The sequence below is a fragment of the Streptomyces albiflavescens genome (assembly GCF_014645835.1).
In the GTDB taxonomy this organism is placed as follows: Bacteria; Actinomycetota; Actinomycetes; order Streptomycetales; family Streptomycetaceae; genus Streptomyces; species Streptomyces albiflavescens.
This window is the reverse complement of sequence record NZ_BMMM01000028.1, coordinates 27,555-47,254: the sequence shown is the minus strand read 5'-3', so window position 1 is coordinate 47,254 and position 19,700 is coordinate 27,555. Positions and strand designations below refer to the sequence as shown.

20 protein-coding genes and 1 tRNA gene are annotated in these 19,700 nt (G+C 69.5%); 12 read left to right on the top strand and 9 right to left on the bottom strand.

The annotated features are described in order from the left end of the window. Window positions 1–12: 12 nt before the first annotated feature. Window positions 13–945 (top strand): ABC transporter substrate-binding protein, encoded by a 933-nt coding sequence (locus tag IEY95_RS44940; RefSeq protein WP_189192092.1) that lies wholly within the window; start codon window positions 13–15, stop codon window positions 943–945. 84 nt (window positions 946–1,029) lie between these two features. Here the strand turns inward: IEY95_RS44940 and IEY95_RS44935 are convergent, their stop codons facing one another. Beyond that, window positions 1,030–1,380, bottom strand: a complete 351-nt coding sequence (locus IEY95_RS44935; RefSeq protein ID WP_189192091.1) for a DUF1330 domain-containing protein — start codon at window positions 1,378–1,380, stop codon at window positions 1,030–1,032. A gap of 127 nt (window positions 1,381–1,507) precedes the next feature. Further along, window positions 1,508–2,512, bottom strand: coding sequence for a LacI family DNA-binding transcriptional regulator (locus IEY95_RS44930; protein ID WP_189192090.1), 1,005 nt, complete (start codon window positions 2,510–2,512; stop codon window positions 1,508–1,510). Between the two features lie 166 nt (window positions 2,513–2,678). On the opposite strand from IEY95_RS44930, the gene IEY95_RS44925 reads away from it, so the two are divergent. The 4 genes from IEY95_RS44925 (at window position 2,679) to IEY95_RS44910 (ending at window position 5,742) form a co-directional block, all read left to right on the top strand. Next, complete coding sequence (locus IEY95_RS44925; RefSeq protein ID WP_189192089.1) at window positions 2,679–3,569, top strand: amidohydrolase family protein; 891 nt, start codon at window positions 2,679–2,681, stop codon at window positions 3,567–3,569. A gap of 40 nt (window positions 3,570–3,609) precedes the next feature. Continuing rightward, window positions 3,610–4,110, top strand: a complete 501-nt coding sequence (locus IEY95_RS44920) for a cysteine dioxygenase (RefSeq protein ID WP_189192088.1) — start codon at window positions 3,610–3,612, stop codon at window positions 4,108–4,110. Window positions 4,111–4,343: 233 nt separating this feature from the next. Beyond that, window positions 4,344–5,030 (top strand): carbonic anhydrase, encoded by a 687-nt coding sequence (locus IEY95_RS44915; RefSeq protein WP_189192087.1) that lies wholly within the window; start codon window positions 4,344–4,346, stop codon window positions 5,028–5,030. 274 nt (window positions 5,031–5,304) lie between these two features. Further along, complete coding sequence (locus IEY95_RS44910; protein WP_189192086.1) at window positions 5,305–5,742, top strand: hypothetical protein; 438 nt, start codon at window positions 5,305–5,307, stop codon at window positions 5,740–5,742. Window positions 5,743–6,133: 391 nt separating this feature from the next. Here IEY95_RS44910 and IEY95_RS44905 read toward each other — a convergent pair whose 3' ends face one another. Further along, window positions 6,134–7,528: a cystathionine beta-synthase gene (locus tag IEY95_RS44905; protein WP_189192085.1), complete on the bottom strand. Its 1,395-nt coding sequence runs from the start codon at window positions 7,526–7,528 to the stop codon at window positions 6,134–6,136. Window positions 7,529–7,670: 142 nt separating this feature from the next. Here IEY95_RS44905 and IEY95_RS44900 point away from each other — a divergent pair, with 142 nt between their 5' ends. The 3 genes from IEY95_RS44900 (at window position 7,671) to IEY95_RS44890 (ending at window position 11,380) form a co-directional block, all read left to right on the top strand. Continuing rightward, complete coding sequence (locus tag IEY95_RS44900) at window positions 7,671–8,690, top strand: SGNH/GDSL hydrolase family protein (RefSeq protein WP_189192084.1); 1,020 nt, start codon at window positions 7,671–7,673, stop codon at window positions 8,688–8,690. 370 nt (window positions 8,691–9,060) lie between these two features. Continuing rightward, entirely contained in the window at window positions 9,061–10,281 is a 1,221-nt protein-coding gene (locus IEY95_RS44895) for an acetyl-CoA C-acetyltransferase (RefSeq protein WP_189192083.1), read from the top strand. Between the two features lie 286 nt (window positions 10,282–10,567). After that, window positions 10,568–11,380, top strand: coding sequence for a hypothetical protein (locus tag IEY95_RS44890; protein WP_189192155.1), 813 nt, complete (start codon window positions 10,568–10,570; stop codon window positions 11,378–11,380). A 193-nt stretch (window positions 11,381–11,573) separates the two neighbouring features. Here the strand turns inward: IEY95_RS44890 and IEY95_RS44885 are convergent, their stop codons facing one another. Continuing rightward, window positions 11,574–11,885 carry a hypothetical protein gene (locus IEY95_RS44885; protein ID WP_189192082.1) on the bottom strand — a complete coding sequence of 104 codons (312 nt, stop codon included), beginning with the start codon at window positions 11,883–11,885 and terminating at the stop codon, window positions 11,574–11,576. 104 nt (window positions 11,886–11,989) lie between these two features. Here IEY95_RS44885 and IEY95_RS44880 point away from each other — a divergent pair, with 104 nt between their 5' ends. After that, window positions 11,990–12,220, top strand: a complete 231-nt coding sequence (locus IEY95_RS44880; RefSeq protein ID WP_033323288.1) for a DUF4287 domain-containing protein — start codon at window positions 11,990–11,992, stop codon at window positions 12,218–12,220. A gap of 140 nt (window positions 12,221–12,360) precedes the next feature. Here the strand turns inward: IEY95_RS44880 and IEY95_RS44875 are convergent, their stop codons facing one another. The 4 genes from IEY95_RS44875 to IEY95_RS44860 all read right to left on the bottom strand — a co-directional run bounded on the left by IEY95_RS44875 (window position 12,361) and on the right by IEY95_RS44860 (window position 16,701). After that, entirely contained in the window at window positions 12,361–13,245 is an 885-nt protein-coding gene (locus IEY95_RS44875; protein WP_189192081.1) for a Bax inhibitor-1/YccA family protein, read from the bottom strand. Window positions 13,246–13,447: 202 nt separating this feature from the next. Further along, window positions 13,448–14,623 carry a 4-hydroxybenzoate 3-monooxygenase gene (locus IEY95_RS44870; RefSeq protein ID WP_189192080.1) on the bottom strand — a complete coding sequence of 392 codons (1,176 nt, stop codon included), beginning with the start codon at window positions 14,621–14,623 and terminating at the stop codon, window positions 13,448–13,450. 249 nt (window positions 14,624–14,872) lie between these two features. Continuing rightward, the gene (locus tag IEY95_RS44865; protein WP_189192154.1) at window positions 14,873–15,295 is read right to left on the bottom strand and encodes a hypothetical protein; all 423 of its coding nucleotides are present in this window, start codon (window positions 15,293–15,295) and stop codon (window positions 14,873–14,875) included. Window positions 15,296–15,537: 242 nt separating this feature from the next. Next, a complete protein-coding gene (locus tag IEY95_RS44860) occupies window positions 15,538–16,701 on the bottom strand; it encodes an NAD-dependent formate dehydrogenase (RefSeq protein ID WP_189192079.1) in 1,164 nt (387 codons plus the stop codon). A gap of 454 nt (window positions 16,702–17,155) precedes the next feature. On the opposite strand from IEY95_RS44860, the gene IEY95_RS50920 reads away from it, so the two are divergent. From IEY95_RS50920 to fmdA, 3 genes are all read left to right on the top strand, one after another. After that, a complete protein-coding gene (locus IEY95_RS50920; RefSeq protein ID WP_189192078.1) occupies window positions 17,156–17,434 on the top strand; it encodes an FmdB family zinc ribbon protein in 279 nt (92 codons plus the stop codon). A gap of 81 nt (window positions 17,435–17,515) precedes the next feature. Further along, on the top strand, window positions 17,516–18,154 hold the full coding sequence (locus IEY95_RS44850) for an AmiS/UreI family transporter (RefSeq protein WP_189192077.1): 639 nt from the start codon (window positions 17,516–17,518) through the stop codon (window positions 18,152–18,154). Window positions 18,155–18,178: 24 nt separating this feature from the next. Further along, window positions 18,179–19,429, top strand: a complete 1,251-nt coding sequence (gene fmdA, locus IEY95_RS44845) for a formamidase (RefSeq protein WP_189192076.1) — start codon at window positions 18,179–18,181, stop codon at window positions 19,427–19,429. Window positions 19,430–19,606: 177 nt separating this feature from the next. Here fmdA and IEY95_RS44840 read toward each other — a convergent pair. Next, window positions 19,607–19,692, bottom strand: a tRNA-Leu gene (locus IEY95_RS44840). Window positions 19,693–19,700: the final 8 nt, after the last annotated feature.

Sequence of the window (19,700 nt, the reverse complement as noted above, 5' to 3'; positions counted from 1 at the left end):
AGCCGAAGAACCATGAACCGTAGGACCTTGCTCGGCGGCCTCTTCGCCGCCGCCTCCGTCCCCGCCCTCGCCGCCTGCGGCAGCGGCATCACCTCGCTCGACGGCTCCGGCAGCGGTAACGGCGGCGGCTCCGGATCGAGCGCCGGCGGCGTGACCATCGGCACCGCCAACTTCACCGAGAACCAGATACTCGGCTACCTCTACGCGGGCGTGCTGGAGGCCGCGGGCGTCAAGACGAAGGTCCGCCCCAACCTCGGCTCGCGCGAGATCGTCGTCCCCGCGCTCAAGGGCGGCGACATCGACCTGCTCCCCGAGTACCAGGGCAGCCTCCTCCTCTACCTGGACGAGAAGGCCACGGACACGGAGGCGGGCGCGATGCAGAACACGCTGACCACCGTCCTCCCCGGCGGCCTGGAAGTCCTCCCGTACGCCGCCGCCGAGGACCGCGACAGCTTCGCCGTCACCAAGGAGACCGCCGACAAGTACGGTCTCACCTCCCTCGCCGACCTGCGCAAGGCCAACGGCAAGCTGATCCTCGGCGCCGCGGCCGAGATGAAGAAGCGCGTCGTCGGCGTCGTGGGCCTCAAGGACCGCTACGGCGTGGAGTTCAAGGAGTTCAAGTCCCTCGACTCCTCCGGCCCGCTGGTCAAGGGCGCTCTGAAGAAGGGCGACATCGACGTGGCGAACGTCTTCACCACGGACGTGGACGTCGCCGACAACGGCTGGGTCGTCCTCACCGACCCCCTCAACCTGATCCCCTCCCAGCACATCGTCCCCCTCATCGCCTCCCGCAAGGCCGACGCCAAGGTCCGTAAGGCCCTCGCGACCCTCGGCAACGTCCTCACCTCCGAGGAACTCACCAAGCTCAACCGCCTGGTGGACAAGGACAAGAAGGACCCGGACGAGGTCGCCGACGCCTGGCTGAAGGGGAAGAAGCTGGCGTGAGCGCCGACATGCCGGGCGGTCGTGGCCCGTCCGGCATTTCGTCGGGGACGGGACGCGAAACGTCGCGGGCGGCGCCGGGGTGAGTCAGCGACCCGGCGCCGTCGCGGCCCTGAGCTCCGCCGCTGTCCGCCTGGCGTCATAGTCGGCGGCGACGCCGTCCACGAACAACAAGCTGCCCTCGATGTGGTCTGTGCGCAGCGGCAGGATCTCCTGATACGCGGGGGACGCGTACCACGCCTTGACGCTGTCCATGTCGGGGAACTCGACGACGACGACGTCCCCCGGCCATTCCCCCTCCACCACTTCGGTGCGGGCGCCGTGCACGAGGAACCGGCCGCCGAACATGGCGAAGGTGTCCTGGACCTTTTCGATGTAGGTCAGGATGTCCTCGTTCAAGCCGGTCGGGAACAGGTTGCACATGGCGTACGCGGACATGGGCCCTCCTTCGGTGGGTGACACCCCGGTGGTCGGCGGTGCCGGAGCCGTTGCGAAGAACCCTGCCGTACCGCCGGAGCGCGGTCGATTACCTCCGGGGTAAGCACGGGCCGAGGCTCAGCAGGCCCTACACCCGCACCGCCGACCCCCGCTCACTCATCCGAGGCGCACAGAGAATCCGCTTCTTCCGCACCCGCTTTCCCTCGATCGCGGCGACGGTCAGCCGAGCCGCCTCCGCGGCGATCTCGGCCAGCCCCCAGTCGACGGTGGTCAACGGCGGGGTGAGCACCCGGGAGACGGGGTGGTCGTCGAAGCCGACCACGGAGACGTCGCGGCCGACTTCCAGCGAAGCCTCCGCCGCGGCCGCGTACACCCCGTACGCGAGGGAGTCGGAGAAGCAGAAGACGGCGGTCGCGGGGCGCTCGCCGTCCAGGACGCGCCGTGCCACCAAGGTCGCCTCGCCCAACTCCTGGGGGCAGGGGACCAGTTCGGCCCGCAGGCCGAGGCGGTCGGCGGCCTCGCCCACGTAGACGTCGGCGGGGCGGTCCGGCGTGCTCGGGCGGGTCGGTGTCAGCACGGTCACCCGGCGGTGCCCGAGGCCGTGCAGGTACTCCAGTACGGCGTCGATGCCGGCCCTGTTGTCGAAGATGACCTGCCCCGCGGTGCGGGCGGCGCTCAGCGAGTCCCCGACGGCCACCACCGGCAGCGCGTCGGCGATCGCGGCCCAGCCCTCCGCGGAGGGATTGACGGGAGACACCAGCAGCGCGTCGACCCGCTGGTCGCGCAGCTGCTTGGCGAGAGCCAGCTCGCGGTCGGGGTCGCCGCCCGCGTCCAGGATCAGCGCGTAGCGGTCGCCGGCCAGGAGCTCCCGGCCGATGGCGGCCATGAGCTGCTGCTGCCACAGGTCCTGGAGGTCGCCGGCGAGTACGCCGACCATGCTGGTACGGCCGCTGGCGAGGGCGCGGGCGATGGGGTCGGCCTCGTAGCCGAGCTCGGCGGCGGCCTTGCGCACCCGCTCCTCGGTCTCCTTCGAGACGTGCTTGCCGCGCAGGGCATAGGAGACGGCGGCGGTGGAGAGGCCCGTGGCCTCGGCCACCTCCCGGAGGGTGGTGCGCTTGCTGGGCCTGGCCATGCCGGGAAGCCTACCGGGCCCCGTCCGCATTGTGGGCATGCGGCGCCGCCCCCTCCAGGGAGACACGGTTGACAGGAGGGCTTGTTAACCGCTTAAGTTAACCGCATAAGTGAAGCGGTTAACCACCCTCAGACCAGTCAGACCACTCCTCCCCGAGGACCGCCGCGTGCCTACCGACGTCCACCAGCACATCTGGCCGCCCGCCTTCATCGAGCTGCTGCGCGCCCGCACCGCGCCGCCGCACCTGGACGGCTGGACCCTGCACCTGGAGGGCGAGCCGCCGTACGAGGTCGACCCGGCCGACCACGACATCGCGGCCCGCACGGAGCTCGCCCGCACCGACGGCCTCGACCTGGCCCTGGTCTCCCTGTCCAGCCCGCTCGGCATCGAACACCTGCCGCCCGCCGAGGCCGGGGAACTCCTGACCGCCTTCCACGACGGCGCCCTCGCCCTCCCCGCGCCCTTCGGCGTGTGGGCCTCACCCTGTCTGACGGCACCGGACCCGGAGGCGGTCGCCCGCGAGCTGAGCCGCGGCTGCGCGGGTCTCCAGCTCCCCGCCACGGCACTCCTCGACGCGGCCGGCTGGGACCACTGCACCCCCCTCCTCGACGTCCTCACCCGCCACGACAAGCCCCTTTTCGTCCACCCGGGCGCCGCCCCGCCCACCCCCGACGCCCCGCCGTGGTGGCCCGCACTGGTCCCCTACCTCCACCAGACGCACGCGTCCTGGTTCGCCTTCCGCGCCTTCGGCCGCGCCCGGCACCCGCGCCTGCGGGTCTGTTTCGCCGCGCTCGCGGGCCTGGCCCCCCTGCACGGCGAACGGCTCGCGGCCCGTGGCGGAGGGCGCGGCGAGGTCGACTTCGACGCCTTCTACGAGACCTCGTCCTACGGAACGCGCGCCGTGGACGCGCTCGTCCGGGCCGTCGGCATCGACGTGGTCGTCAGCGGCAGCGACCGCCCCTACGCACCCCCCGTCATCCCCGACCTCGGCGCGGACGCCGCCGTCCACGCCCTGCGCACCGTCAACCCCGCCCGGCTGCTGCACGGCAACGCCTGAGCCACGCCACGCGGCCGACACGACACGAGAGGAGCCATCCATGACGTACGAGGCCCTGCCGGACCGCACGCTCGACAAGCGCGAACTCCAGGCACTCGTCGACGATCTCGCCGTCCGCCCCGATCTCTGGCGCGAACAGGTCGCCTTCTCCGACGAGGAGCGGCACTACGCGTCCCTGTACCGCGACGAGTACGTCGACGTCTGGCTGCTGTGCTGGACCCGGCAGAACGACACCGGCTGGCACGACCACGACATCTCCTCCGGCGCGGTCGCCGTCGTTCAGGGCGCCCTGAACGAGTCCAACCCGCGCATAGGCGGCAGCCACCTGTCCGTCACCGTCGGCGCGGGCCATTCGTTCTGCTTCGGCCCCGATCACATCCACCGCCTCACCGGCGCCACCGACGACGCGGTCTCGATCCACGCGTACTCGCCGCCGCTGTGGCGCCTCGGCCAGTACGACATCAACGACGACGGCCTGATGCGCCGGGTCTCCGTCTCGTACGCCGACGAGTTGCGGCCGCTGGACACTCCGGCAGCCTGAAATGCCCTGCATGCCCGACGTGGCCTGGTCGATCGTCGTGGCTGGTCGCACGGCGCAACACGGCGCACATCCCGGAGCGGACGGCGTATGCGCCGGTTCCCGATCAAGAACCGGTATCGCCGAAGCGATGATCTGACGACGAATCGACCAAGCGCCGTTAAACGGCACTCGGAGTGAGTGTTCATATGCGTACGGCGATCGGGCGCTACAAGAACAATTCCTGAGGGAGCGTCATGCCCTCGAACCGCAGGGCCTTTCTGGCGGCGACCACCGCCGCGCTCACCGCGACCTCGGCCGCTTCGGCCGCCGCCGCGCCGGATCCACATCCGCACCCGCCTCCGCATCCACATCCGACGACCGCCCGCGGGGCCCTCGCCGAACTGCTCGCGGGCAACCGGCGGTACGCCGCCGGGCACCCGCTTCATCCGCACGAGGGGAGCGCGCGGCGGCATGTCCTCGCCGCCGAGCAGCATCCGTTCGCGGTCGTCGTCGGGTGCGTCGACTCCCGTGTGCCGCCCGAGCTGGTCTTCGACCAGGGGCTCGGGGACCTGCTCTGCATAAGGACCGCCGGCCAGGTGCTGGACGAGGCGGTACTCGGGTCCGTCCAGTACGGGGTCGAGGTGCTGCACATTCCGCTGGTGCTCGTGCTGGGGCACGAGCGGTGCGGGGCCGTTGCGGCGACGCTCGCGCATCTCCGCGACGGGGCGCCCGTGCCGGGGCATCTCCGGCTCCTGGTGGAGGAGATCATGCCCGCGGCTCGGCGGACCTGCGGTCTGCCCGGAGACTGGGCCGATCTCACCGTGCGGGCCCATGCGGCGTGGGTGCGGGACGCCATCCGGGCGGACCCGGCGTTCGCCTCCGCCCAGGTGGCGGCCGCGCGGTTCGATCTCGACAGCGGGCGGGTTGCCGTCCTGCCCTGAGCCCCTTGCCGCTCTCCGGTTCTGTTGCAACGGCACCCGGCACTGCCGGCAGCGTCAGCGGGGGAGCCGTGCCCGGGGCGGATGCCAGATCCGCGCCCAAAGCCGCAGCCGTCGCGGATGCCACCCCACACACCGGTATCCGCAGCCATCGCGGACGCCTACCCCACACACCGGTATCCGCAGCCATCGCGGCTCCCGTCGGGGGCGCAGCCCAGTTCCAACAGGGGGGCTATCCCCAGTGCTTCGGGGGCCTCGGCCCCCTAGCGTGAGAACCATGACCGGTATGGAAGCCCGCGGCGACGCCGAACTGAAGAAGGAACTCGACGCCACCCTGCACGCGCGCAGGGAGCTGGGCGACGAGTACGAGTCCGCGCTGGTCGACTCGTTCCTGGAGAAGGTCGAGCAGCGCCTCGACGGCGCGGTCGACCGCCGGGTACGGCGCCAGCTCGCCGAGCAGCAGATGGTGGTGGCCCGGGGCTCGCGTTCACCCCAGTCGTCCGACTCCTTCGGCGAGCGCTTCGGCTTCGGGATCATCTCGCTCGTCCTCGCGGTCCCGCTGTCCGCGATCGGCGGCGGCATCGCGCACCTGCCCGGCCTGCTGGTCGCCTGGGGCGGCATCGTCGGGGTCAACGTCGTGCAGGCCGCGCGCGTCTCCCCGAACTTCTTCGGCCGCCGCAAGGAGCGGTCATCCGGCTCGGACTGGGAAGAGTAGGACGCATGCAAAGGGCCCGGCACCTTCACAGGTGCCGGGCCCTTTTCACGTGGTGCGCGGGGACCGCCGCACCCCCGTTACCGGGGGGCGGGACGACGGCGGTCCCCGCGAGGGACGCGGGCCGGGTCAGGGCCGGGCTTGCGCGTCCTTGGCGTCCATGGAGGTCCGGGAGCCGCTCCGGAGGTCCTTGGCGCCGTTTTCGGTGCCGGCCGGGGCGGGGAGCCGCTCCCGCCCTGCCGACACCCACTAATGTGCCGGACCCGTGTTAAGCGTGTGCTGCGCGGACGTGACGCGCTCGTACCACTTCCGCGAAGTTCCGCGCCGAAACAGCCGGAAGATCCCTTTCCATGGTGGTACTTCGGAAGATTTCTTCCTGTCTCCCGGCGTATCCCTACTGCTTGGCGCCACCCTTGGCGAGGAAGGACAGCAGGTCCTGGCGGCTGACAACGCCGGTGGGCTTGCCCTCGACGAGGACGATCGCGGCATCGGCACTGCCGAGCACGGACATCAGGTCGCCGACCGGCTCGCCGGAGCCGACCTGCGGCAGCGGCGCCGACATGTGCTTCTCCAGCGGGTCCTCCAGGGAGGCCCGCTTGGTGAACAGCGCGTCGAGCAGCTCGCGTTCGACGACGGACCCGACGACCTCGGCGGCCATCACGTCCGGGTGCCCGGCGCCCGGCTTGACGATCGGCATCTGCGAGACGCCGTACTCGCGCAGCACCTCGATGGCCTGGCCGACGGTCTCGTCCGGGTGCATGTGGACGAGGGAGGGGATGGCGCCGGGCGCCTTGTCGCTGAGTACGTCGGCGACGCGCGCGCTCGGGCCGGAGTCCTCGAGGAACCCGTAGTCGGCCATCCACTCGTCGTTGAAGATCTTGCTCAGGTAGCCGCGCCCGCTGTCGGGGAGCAGGACGACCACGACGTCGTCCGGGCCCAGCCGCTCCGCGACCCGCAGCGCGGCGACGACCGCCATCCCGCAGGAGCCACCGACCAGCAGCCCCTCTTCCTTCGCGAGCCTCCGCGTCATCTGGAAGGAGTCCTTGTCGGACACGGCGACGATCTCGTCGGCGACGGTCCGGTCGTACGCGGTCGGCCAGAAGTCCTCGCCGACGCCCTCGACGAGGTACGGCCGCCCGGAGCCGCCGGAGTACACGGACCCCTCGGGGTCGGCGCCGATGACCTGGACCTTGCCGTCACTGGCGTCCTTCAGGTACCGCCCGGTGCCGGAGATGGTCCCGCCGGTCCCCACTCCCGCCACGAAGTGGGTGATCTTCCCCTCCGTCTGCTCCCACAGCTCGGGGCCGGTGGAGTGATAGTGCGAGAGGGGGTTGTTCGGGTTGGAGTACTGGTCGGGCTTCCAGGCGCCGGGCGTCTCACGTACCAGCCTGTCGGAGACGTTGTAGTACGAATCCGGGTGCTCAGGGTCGACGGCGGTCGGGCAGACGACGACCTCGGCGCCGTACGCGCGCAGCACATTGATCTTGTCGGTGCTCACCTTGTCGGGGCACACGAAGATGCACTTGTACCCCTTCTGCTGCGCCACGATGGCCAGCCCGACCCCGGTGTTTCCGCTGGTCGGCTCGACGATCGTGCCCCCCGGCTTGAGGGCGCCGCTCTCCTCCGCGGCCTCGATCATGCGCAGGGCGATGCGGTCCTTCACGGAGCCGCCGGGATTGAAGTACTCAACCTTCGCCAGGACGGTCGCCTGGATGCCCGCGGTCACGTTGTTGAGCCTCACCAGCGGGGTGTTGCCGACGAGACTGATCATCGAGTCGTGGAATTGCACCGTTGTCTCCGGAGCTGCGTTTCAACAGGAATGGTCCCGTCAGCCTAAGGCCCTGGAGGACCGTTCACGCGCCGTTGAGATTGGCTGACCTGGTCGACGGGGCAAGCAGTGGTTGTACGGCTACAGGAGGTGGCGGCGACGGATGTCGAGCTTGTCGAGAGCGAGGGTGGCCCGCCGCATCGCGGCGGGCGCAGCGTACGGCGGCGGCGGTATCGGCCTGGTCGGGGCGGCCGCCGTCGGGCTGCTGCTGGCCGAGGTACAGCTGGCGAAACGCCATGTGGGCAACGGACACAGTCACGCGCCCCGCGCGGACGGCCTGTACGGCTACGCGTACACGGGTCCTGACGAGCAGCCGCTCCGCCTGACCATGCTCGGCGACTCCACCGCCGCGGGCCAGGGCGTGCACCGGGCCCGCCAGACACCGGGCGCGCTGCTGGCCTCCGGGCTCGCGGCGGTGGCCGAACGGCCGGTGGAGCTGTGCAACGTGGCGCTGCCCGGCGCCCAGTCGGACGACCTGGACCGCCAGGTGGCGCTCGCCCTCGCGGACACCTCGCGGGTGCCCGACGTCTGCGTGATCATGATCGGCGCGAACGATGTGACGCATCGGATGCCGCCGACGCGCTCGGTGCGTCATCTGTCCGCGGCGGTACGGCGCCTGCGCACCGCCGGTGCGGAGGTGGTGGTCGGCACCTGTCCCGACCTGGGCACGGTGGAGCAGGTGCAGCAGCCGTTGCGGTGGCTGGCGCGGCGGGCGTCCCGCCAGCTGGCCGCGGCGCAGACGATCGGCGCGGTCGAGCAGGGGGGCCGCACGGTGTCACTGGGCGACCTGCTGGGCCCCGAGTTCGAGGCGAACCCTCGCGAACTCTTCGGGCCCGACAACTACCACCCCTCGGCGGAGGGGTACGCCACAGCGGCGATGGCGGTGCTCCCGACGGTCTGCGCGGCGCTGGGTCTCTGGCCGGCGGAGGAGGAGCGCCCGGACGTCTCGCGTCGCGAGGGCTTCCTGCCGGTCGCCCGGGCGGCCGCCGAGGCCGTCTCGGAGCCCGGCACCGAGGTCACCGCCGCCATGCCCACGGGCCCCCGCGGCCCCTGGGCCCTCCTCAAGCGCCGCCGTCGCCGCCGCCTTCCCGCCACGGACCCGGCGCCGGCCCCTTCCCCGTGACCGCAGAACCCGCGCCCCGTCAGGGGCGCGGGGAACTGCGCGCCCAGCCCCCACCCACCCGCACCGGAAGAACAACCCAAGGGGTTTGGGGGCGAAGCCTCCAAGGAACGGGACGGGTAGGGGCAGAGGGGGGCGAAACCACACCTGCCCGCACCCCATCCCCGAACGGCGCCCCCGAACGGTGCCCCCGCCAGAGAAAAGCAAGCGCTTAGAAAAGTGCGGCCGGAGTCACACACCGATAGCGGTGACCTCGCGGGTACGGCCGGGTAACTTCCCACTCAGCCCAGCGAATCCCCGTACTCCCGCCCGTCGCCCGACCACCACCCCTCAACGAGGCGCCCCGCGCCGCCCCTTCATATCTGGAGCCGTGATGCCCGAAGCCGTGATCGTCTCAGCCGCCCGCTCCCCGATCGGCCGCGCCTTCAAGGGCTCCCTGAAGGACGTACGCCCCGACGACCTGACCGCCACGATCATCCAGGCCGCCCTCGCCAAGGTCCCCGAGCTGGACCCGAAGGACATCGCCGACCTGATGCTCGGCTGCGGCCTCCCCGGCGGCGAGCAGGGCCACAACCTCGGCCGCATAGTGGCCGTACAGATGGGCATGGACCACCTCCCGGGGTGCACCATCACCCGTTACTGTTCCTCCTCCCTGCAGACCTCCCGCATGGCCCTGCACGCCATCAAGGCGGGCGAGGGCGACGTCTTCATCTCCGCCGGCGTGGAGATGGTGTCCCGCAGCGTGAAGGGGACGTCCGACGGCCTGCCGGACACCCACAACCCCTTCTTCGCCGAGGCCGAGGCCCGCACCGAAGCCGTCGCGCAGACCGAGGGCTCGACCTGGCACGACCCGCGCGAGGACGGCCTCGTCCCGGACGCGTACATCGCGATGGGCCAGACCGCCGAGAACCTGGCCCGCTCGAAGGGCGTCACCCGCCAGGACATGGACGAGTTCGGCGTCCGCTCGCAGAACCTCGCCGAGGAAGCCATCAAGAACGGCTTCTGGGAGCGCGAGATCACCCCGATCACCACCCCCGACGGCACGGTCGTCAGCAAGGACGACGGCCCGCGCGCCGGCGTCACCCTGGAGGGCGTCCAGGGCCTGAAGCCGGTCTTCCGCCCGGACGGCATGGTCACGGCCGGCAACTGCTGCCCGCTCAACGACGGCGCCGCCGCGCTCGTCATCATGAGCGACACCAAGGCCCGCGAGCTGGGCCTCACCCCGCTCGCCCGCATCGTCTCGACCGGCGTCACCGGCCTCTCCCCCGAGATCATGGGCCTCGGCCCGGTGGAGGCCAGCAAGCAGGCCCTCCAGCGCGCCGGTCTCACCGTCGACGACATCGACCTGTTCGAGATCAACGAGGCGTTCGCCGCCCAGGTGATCCCGAGCTACCGCGACCTGAACATCCCGCTGGACAAGCTGAACGTGAACGGCGGCGCCATCGCCGTCGGTCACCCCTTCGGCATGACCGGCGCCCGCATCACCGGCACGCTCATCAACAGCCTCCAGTTCCACGACAAGCAGTTCGGCCTGGAGACGATGTGCGTCGGCGGCGGCCAGGGCATGGCGATGGTCATCGAGCGCCTCAGCTAGTCCCTTACGGGTAACCGCAGTTGAACCCAGCGTGACCGAATCGGCCCAGAGCCCAGTAACCACCGGGACTCTGGGCCGATTCGTGATTCAATCCCACCCAAGATGTGACCTATCTCCCTCGGGAGAGGGATTTACGCAGGTCAGAGGCGTTGCACGACTAAACATCAGGGCCAAGGTCCTGTCCCTTTCGTGACGTTACGCACTGACAGCTCGATAGTCCGCCCTTCAAGCTGATGTAGGAAGTCGGGGGGTCGACTTTGGAACCGGGAGTACGTCAGTGAGCGCCATGCCGATTGCTTTGCTGCTCACCACCGCCGCCACCGCGGCCGTGGGCGTCGCCGTTCTGCGCACCCTGCAGGGACTGCGCCGGCAGGTTGCGGCCCTGCAGACCGAACTCGCCGAGAGCCGCGCCGGTGCCGCGCGCGGCCTCGTGCCCGCGGCCCGCGCAGCCGCCGACGCGGACGAGATACGCGCTGCCATCACCGAGGCGCTCGCCGAGGAGCGGGAGCGGGAGCTCGCCGAGGCCCGGGCGTTCTGGGCCGCCCAGGAGGCACGTGACGCCACGGACATGCCCTCGCTGCTCGGGCTGCCCGACAGCGAACTGTTCCTGTCGCGCCCGTCGGACTTCGTGGGCCTGGAGCCCCTGGAGCCGGTGACGGAGGCCGGCCTGGACGCCGAGGAGTTCTCCCCCAAGGACTTCGTCCAGGGAGGTGCCCCCACGGACTCCCCCGAACTCGCCGCGGCCCGCCGCCGCCACCCCTCGCACCCCGACTTCGTACCGGTCCAGTCACCTGTCGTGAACGACCATGAGCGCACGGTGGCCTGCCTGGAGGAACTCGCCGAGTCCGGCACGGCGCTGGCGGACGTCCGCCCCGGCCCCCTCGGCACCCTCGACGTCTACGTCTTCGCGGACGGTACGACCCTGTGCATGACGCCGGGCCACCGCGAGACCGCGGAGCAGCTGGCCGCGGCTCTGCGCGCCGGTGAGACCCCGGTCCTGCTCGGAGGCTCCGGCATCTCGGGCGCCTACGCCCTGACCTTCGCGTGGGGCGAGGAGAACGTGTACATCCTGGCCGACCGCGTCATAGCGTCGCTGTAGGAGGAGCGCCCCCGTCAGGGGCGCGCGGAACCGCGCGACCGCCCACGACGGACCGCAGTCGAACCAGCCACAACCGATCCGCGGCAGAACCAGCCACACGGACCGCAGTCGTACCAGCGCGACGAACCCGCGGCCGCAAGAACCGCCCGCGGCTTTCCGCACCACGCAGCGGAGCGCCCGCGCCGGAGTCGATTCAGACTCCGGCGCGTTTCTGTGCCTCCGCCACGAGAGTCACCGCCTCCGCCAGCTCCCCCTCGTCCTTCAGTGCGACAGCCAAATCGTGCGCGGCGACGGTGATCTGATCCGCCGCGGCGAACATTCCCGCGTCGGGCATCTCGCGGGGCTCGCCCAACGGATCCTCCAGACGCTGGGCACGTCGTGCCAACTCCCTGGCCAGGCCCAGTGCCTCGGCAGCAGCCCCCCGCTGCAGCCTGCTCTGCGGCGCGGCCCTCAACCGGTCGGCAAAGTGATCCACTGCACGGGTCAAAGGCGTCGTATCAAGCACGCGGCGAGCGTACGCGTCGTAGCAGGACTGTTGCCAACAACCCAACCCTCAGGCACGGTGGCGTGAAGGACCGGCTTACATCCCCTTTGCGTCCGGAGGCGCCGATGTCCCAAGTCTTCTCCGAGGAGACCCATCGCAACATGCTCGCCCGCATCCCCCATTGCACCGGTCGTGAAGTCTCCGACTGGCTTCGCACCGTCGACGAAGGCCCCGCACTCTTCCGCTTCGAGGAGAAGGTCAGCTGGCTCCGCGCCGAACACAATCTCGCGTACGGCCACGCCAAGGCGATCATTCACGAGTACGACCTGAGGAGGGCCGCGCGCAAACTGCTCTGAGCGCGCACCACCGAGACGACAGGCATCCGACGACAGAACGACGAAGGGCCCGCGAACGAGTGGTTCGCGGGCCCTTCGTCAGGTACTGACGGCACGTACGGGGTACGCACTACCGGTCGTCACCGGCCTGTTCCGTCGTCCTAGTCGTCGCCGCTGAAGATGGCGACCAGACGCAGCATCTCGACGTAGATCCAGACGAGGGTCAGGGTCAGGCCGAACGCGGCCAGCCAGGCCTCTTCCTTCGGCGCGCCGTACGCGATGCCGTCCTCGATCTGCTTGAAGTCGAGGGTCAGGAAGAACGCGCCGATGAGAATCGCCAGGATGCCGACGATCGCGCCGAGCGGGCCCATGCTGCGCAGTCCGCCGTCCTCGGCGACGCCGAAGGCGACCAGCAGCAGGTTGACCGCCATGACGACGATGAAGGCGATGGCGATGGCCATGCCGATGCGCGCGTACCGCGCGGTCACGCGGATCCAGCCCGCCTTGTAGACGAGCAGGGTCGCGCCGGCGACCGCCATGGTGCCCAGGACCGCCTGGAAGGGCGCGCCCGACCACTGGCTGTTGTACATCTCACTGATGACCCCGAGGAAGACGCCCTCGAAGGCGGCGTAACCGAGGATCAGTGCGGGCGAGGCCGTGCGCTTGAAGGACTGCACCATGGCCAGCACGAAGGCGACCAGGGCAGAGCCGACGGCCAGGCCGTAGCTGGTGGACGACACCGGCAGCAGCGCCCAGGCCAGGATGGCGCCGACGGTGACGGTGCCGAGAGTCATGGCCGAGCGCACGACGACGTCGTCCATCGTCATACGGCCGGTGGTGGTGACCGGGGCCTGCGGCGGAGCGCCGTGCTGCAGGTCCTGCTGGGCGTACGGGTTCTGCGCGTAGGGGTTGCCGCCCTGCTGGGCGTACGGGTTGCCCTGGGTGCCGACAGCGGGTCCCCCGGCCTGCGGCGCCGCGTTGAAGCCCGCGTAGCCGTTGTCGCGGCTGAACCCCCGTCGCGAGAAGACCGGGTTACTGCTCCTCATTTCACTCCTCCATGGCCACCCTGCGTGGCCTTGGCTCACAAGAGTAATAGGTAGGCAAAGGATTGACCCTAGTGCTTGGGGAGGATCTTTCCCTTGTGGTGCCACGGTACGCGTGTGTCCCCTGCCCTGCCCGCACTGGTACGAAGCCGTGACACCAGCCCTGTGCCCTCTCAATCCGCCCCGACCCCCTCTTATTCCGGGGTTACTCCAGGGGGAATCCCGTGTAGCCCTCCGCGAGGTCGGTCTCGGCCGCCCGTGTGGTCGCGACCCGTTCCAGGCGGGCCAGCTGGATGCGGTCCTCGAAGGGGGTCGCGTCGGGGTCGCGGTGCAGCAGGGTCGTCATGTCGTACGAGAACCGCTCGGCCTGCCAGACACGGCGCAGACAGGTCTCGGAGTAGGCGTCGAGCAGCTCGCTCGAACCGGTCTCCTTCTCGTACGCCAGTGCCCGCGCGAAGGTGACGACGTCGCCGACGGCGAGGTTGAGACCCTTCGCGCCGGTCGGCGGCACGATGTGCGCGGCGTCCCCGGCGAGGAACACCCGCCCGTGCCGCATGGGCTCGTGGACGTAACTCCGCATCGGGGTGACGGACTTGGAGGTGATGGGCCCCCGCCGCAACCGCCAGTCGTCGTCCGTCGCGAAGCGCCGCTCCAGCTCGTCCCAGATCTCCTCGTCGCTCCACGCCTGGGCGTCCGTGCCCTGCGGCACCTGGAGGTAGAGCCGGGAGACGGCGGGCGAGCGCATGCTGAGCAGGGCGAAGCCGCGGTCGTGGCGGGCGTAGACCAGCTCGTCGTGCGAGGGCGGGACATCGGCGAGGATGCCGAGCCAGCCGAAGGGGTACGTCCGCTCGAAGACGCGGGAGAGCTCGGCCGGCACGGCCTTCCGGGCGACGCCCCAGAATCCGTCGCACCCGACGACGTAGTCGCACTCGAGCACGTCCTCGCGCCCCTCGTACGTGAACCGGACCCGCGGCCGTGCGCTCTCGGCGTCCTCCACGGCGAGCGCCTCGGCCTCGAAGAGCAGCGGACCGCCCTGCTTGAGCTGCAGGGCTATGAGGTCCTTGCACACCTCGGTCTGCGCGTACACCATCACGGAGCGCCCGCCGGTGAGCGCGGGAAAGTCGACGCGGTGCCGCTTGCCCGCGAACCGCAGCTCGATCCCGTCGTGCCGCAGCCCCTCCCGGTCCATCCGCTCCGCGGCCCCGGCGGCCCGCAGCACATCGACGGTCCCCTGCTCCAGGATCCCGGCCCGCTGCCGCTGCTCCACATACGCCCGGTCCCGGCTCTCCAGCACCACGGACTCGATCCCCGCGTTGTGCAGCAACCGCGCCAGCAGCAGCCCGGCCGGCCCGGCCCCGATGATCCCGACGGTGGTACGCATCCGGCACGCTCCTTCGCGTTCTGTTCGTCGAGTGAAATTTCCTTCACCATTTCAACGGGAGTCTCCGACCGCACGCGCTTGCTGTCAACGGTCGGCGCCCTCGGGCCACTGCCCGGCGGGACGCGTGTCCGCTTCGCCCACCGGCAGCCACCGAGCAGCCTCGCAGAGGCCGTGGACGACAACGGCCCGCGGTGGGCTCCCACTCAACAGGGGAACCTACCGCGGGCCGTTTCCGGACTTGTCAGGGCGTCAGAGCTGACCGTCGATCTCACACGCCTGGCACGGCGGCCGACCGCAGGTGCACTGCATGATCGCTTCGAGGACGTCGCGGTCGTGGTACAGGCATTCGTCCTTGCAGGTGTGGCGCGGAATGAATCCCGCCGGGATCTCACCGGGCCACGGCTCGTGACCGTCCCGGCAGCGGACGAACCGCTCGGGGTCGCTGGAGTGCAGTTCGTGCATGCTCGAGCGCGCCTCGTCCTCCAGCTCCCGCACCCGCTGCACCAGGGCCTTGAGTTCGGCGGCGAGTCCGCTGTACCGGTCGGCGCCGGTCCTCACATGCGCGGCCCGCAGTGCCATCGCTGCGTTGCCGAGAAATCTGCCGGCATCCTGAAGGTCGGTCACGTGATGCATCTGAATGCCGTTCACGCCCCGTACCCACACGGCGTCCATGCTGCTCACTGATCCACCTTCCCGGCGTGCGTTCGCCTTGTTTTTCTTGCGAAACAGTATGCGCGGCGCCGGTGCCTTCGCATAATGGAAAATCGAACTATTTAAGGACGCTAAAGCTCCCGATCGCGCCCGTCCAGCAAAATTTGGCGTGAGTCGGCTCACAGCCCGCACGGGCTCGCGGCAGGCAAGGGTGGATCGTCCGCGGAATCCGCTGCTGATTTATTGTCCGCGGCTGTTATTCGTTATCCGGCGACCGTGTAGGAGCGCGCTCCCGTCCCGGCGAGGCCGCCGCCGTCGACGATCAGGTACTCCGGGCGGATGGGACGCCCGCCGAACCAGCACTCCAGGATCTCCCGGGTGCCGGCGGAATAGCGCGCTTGCGCCGAGAGGGTCGAACCGGACACGTGCGGTGTCATCGCCTCGTACGGCATCGTGCGCCAGGGGTGGTCGGGCGGTGGCGGCTGCGGATACCAGACGTCACCGGCGTACCCGGCCAGCCGGCCGCTGTTCAGGGCCCGCACCACGGTGTCGCGGTTGACGATCAGCGCGCGTGCCGTGTTGACGATGTACGAACCGCGCTTCATGGCCCCGATCAGTTCGTCGTCGAAGAGGTTCTGCGTCTGGGGATGCAGGGGCGTGTGGATCGACAGCACGTCGACCGCGGGGGCCAGCGACCGGACGTCGGGATGCCAGGTCAGCTCCAGCTCCTCCTCCACTTCCCGGGGCAGCCGGTGCACATCGCAGTAGTGCAGCCTGACGTCGAACGGCTTGAGGCGGCGCAGCACCGCCTGGCCGATACGGCCGGAGCCGAGGACGCCGACGTCCATTCCTTCGAGGTCGTAGGCGCGCGAAACGCTGTCGGCGATGTTCCAGCCCTTCTTGGTGGTCACCCACTCGTGGGCGGGCAGGTAGTTGTGCACCAGGGTCAGGATCTGCATGACGGCGTGCTCGGACACGCTGATGCTGTTGCTGTAGGTCACCTCCGCCACCGTCATGCCGTGAGCGATCGCACTCGGCAGGTCGACGTGGTCCGACCCGATCCCCGCGGTGATCGCCAGCTTGAGCCGGGGGGCGGCGGTGATCCGCTCGGGGGTCAGATAGGCGGGCCAGAAGGGCTGCGAGATCACCACGTCGGCGTCGGGCAGCTCGCGGTCCAGCGTGGAGTCCGCGCCTTCCTTGTCGGACGTGACGACAAACGTGTGGCCCCGCTCCTCCAGGAAGCGGCGCAGTCCCAGTTCTCCCGAGACGCAGCCGAGGAGCTGTCCCGGGGTGAAATCGATGGCTTGCGGGGTCGGCGCGGTCTGACCGCCCGGGTAGCCGGTGATGGTGGGAATCTCGTCGCGGGCGTACTCGGGTGGATAACCGCCCACGGGATCCGGATAGAGCACCGCAAGGATCTTTGCCATGGCCGTCCTCCATCGGTGGGGCCACTGCTCCGGCAGACCGGTCGGGCACTTGTACCGATCGGCACCGATGATCTTGAATTTTAGTCGAGTGGAAGCAGTCGCTGCAATCCCCGTCGACAGTGGCCGACACATGGCTGATCAACATCACCGGCCATGCGAGCGGCGCCTGCACGACGTTCTCCACATTCAGTTACGAGTTGGTCCGCCTGTGCGAGCAAGGGCAGGTCGGGAAATCGCTGTTGGACGGCACGTCGAGCCTCGCGGCGGAATCGCCCGAAAACATCGTCCAGGGAACACGGCGGCCCAGCCGTCCGGGACTTGACACACGCATTCGCGAGTCGTCTCCTTGAAAGTGAAGAAGAGGAAGCGAAGAAGAAGAATTAAGGCGCGTGCCTACGAGAGTGCCGCGCCTCATGACCGGGTTGGCCAGCGTCCACCGGCACCCGGAGTGGTGATGGCAACCTACGAATATCTGTGCAGCCGTTGTGGGGCTTTCGACGTGAAGTTGGCGATCGGGACCGCGCCCCCTGTTTACGGCTGCCCTCTTTGCGCGGGCACCGCAAGACGTGTGTACTCCTCGCCCGGCCTCATGCTGACCTCGCACACGGTCACCGCCCTCCATGAACGGGAGGAGCAGTCCCGTGATGCCCCGGCAGTGGTTTCCGAAGTGCCGCCGGGCAGAAGGGCGCCACAGCGCCCGCACCCCGCGCTCTCGCGGTTGCCGCGACCCTGAGGGCGGTGGTCGACAAGGCAGAACGTCTCAGGCGGATTTCGACAGTTTCATCCCCCACGCGGACTGAGGAGGTGCGTCCCCGTGGGCAGTGTGGGATTGCTCTTCGTCGGTGCCGTGCTCTTCCTGAACGGCATGATCCTTCTCGAGAAGGTCGACGCCAAATCTGGGGCGGTGTTCAACCTTTTCATAGGCGCACTGCAGGTACTGACGCCGACTTACCTCATCTTCACCGCCGGCGATGACTCGATGAAGATTCTGGCAGCATCCGGAATCTATCTGTTCGGCTTCACCTACCTCTACGTAGGTGTCGGCCTGCTCGCCGGTCTCGACAGCACCGGCGTCGGCTATTACTCGCTGTTCGTAGCAGTCGCGGCCCTGGGATACTCGTTCGTCAATTTCCGGCTCCTCAAGGACCAACCCTTCGGGGTCATCTGGCTCTACTGGGCATACCTGTGGTTCCTGTTCTTCCTGCTGCTCGGCCTCAAGATGGACGGCCTCCGGACCTATACGGGCTGGGTGACGGCGATCCAGGGCTGGGTCACGGGAGCGATTCCCGCCGGGCTGCTGCTCTCCGGCTACTGGAAACACCCCACCGAGACCGCCATCGCTCTGGCGGTGTTCGGCGTCGTGGTGTTCGCGGGGCTGTGGCCGCGCACCAGGCAGCCGTCCCCGGCGGCCCGGGGGGCCCCGCCGGCCGGAAGCGTGAGAGCACCAACGTGACCAGATCGGAAAGGAGGGGCTGTCATGCCCGAAGTCGTATTCAAGGTCGACCAGACCAAGTCGATGCGCGACCAGGATGTCCCCGGACACAACAGGTGGCACCCGGACGTCCCCACCGTCACCACGGTGAAGCCCGGAGCCGAGTTCCGCTTGGAAACCCGTGACTGGACCGACTGCCAGGTCGGCAACAACGACACCGCCAACGACGTACGCGACATCGACCTGACCATCCCTCATATGCTCAGCGGCCCGATAGGCGTGGAGGGCGCCGAACCCGGCGACCTGCTCGTCGTCGACATCCTCGACCTGGGCCCCGTCCCCCAGCAGAGCGGTGACGCGGCCGGCCAGGGCTGGGGCTATACCGGCATCTTCGCCAAGGCCAACGGCGGCGGCTTCCTGACCGACTACTTCCCCGACGCCTACAAGGCGATCTGGGATCTCCACGGACAGCAGGCCGTGTCCCGCCATCTGCCAGGGATCCGCTACACCGGCATCACCCACCCCGGGCTGTTCGGAACGGCTCCCTCCGCCGAGTTGCTCACCCGCTGGAACGCTCGCGAGAAGGCGCTGATCGACACCGACCCGAACCGGGTCCCGCCCCTCGCCGTACCCCCGGACACCAACAACGCGCTCGCCGGCACGGCCACCGGAGACCTCGCCACGCGCATCACCGCGGAGGGCGCACGCACGGTCCCGGCCCGTGAGAACGGAGGCAACCAGGACATCAAGAACATGACCCGTGGCTCGCGGGCCTTCTTCCCCGTGTACGTCAACGATGCCAAGCTCTCCGCGGGCGACCTGCACTTCAGCCAGGGCGACGGAGAGATCAGCTTCTGCGGCGCCATCGAGATGGGCGGCTTCATCGACTTCCATGTCGACCTGATCAAGGGCGGCATGGAGACGTACGGCATCTCCACCAACCCGGTGTTCATGCCCGGCAACGTCGAGCCGCGCTACACGGAGTACATGAGTTTCATCGGAGTGTCCGTCGACCACGACACGGACACCAACTTCTACATGGACGCGACGCTGGCCTACCGTCGGGCCTGCCTCAACGCCATCGAGTACTTCAAGAAGTTCGGTTACAGCGGTGAACAGGCTTACCTGCTGCTCGGCTCCGCCCCCATCGAGGGACGCATCAGTGGCATCGTCGACATCCCCAACGCCTGCTGCTCGCTCTACGTGCCCACCGCGATGTTCGACTTCGACGTCCGGCCCACCGCAGCCGGACCGGTGAAGGCGGACCGCGGCAAGTGCGCGGTAGCCACCGCCTGACCGCACCGGACGACCACGGCCCCGCAGCCGGAGGACTGCGGGGCCGCAACCTGTGGTCGGGGGGGTGCGGCCGACAATGACGCCCTGTCGGGAGGGCAACAGCAACCAGACGGGCGACCAGCGGGGCCACCCTCGGTTTGCTCCGACTGTGGCCCACGCCCTGCGTCACAGGTGCGGTGGTGCCCGGAACCGGACTTGAACCGGTACGCCCGCGAGGGGCAGCGAGGTTTAAGCTCGCCGTGTCTGCATTCCACCATCCGGGCAGGCCATG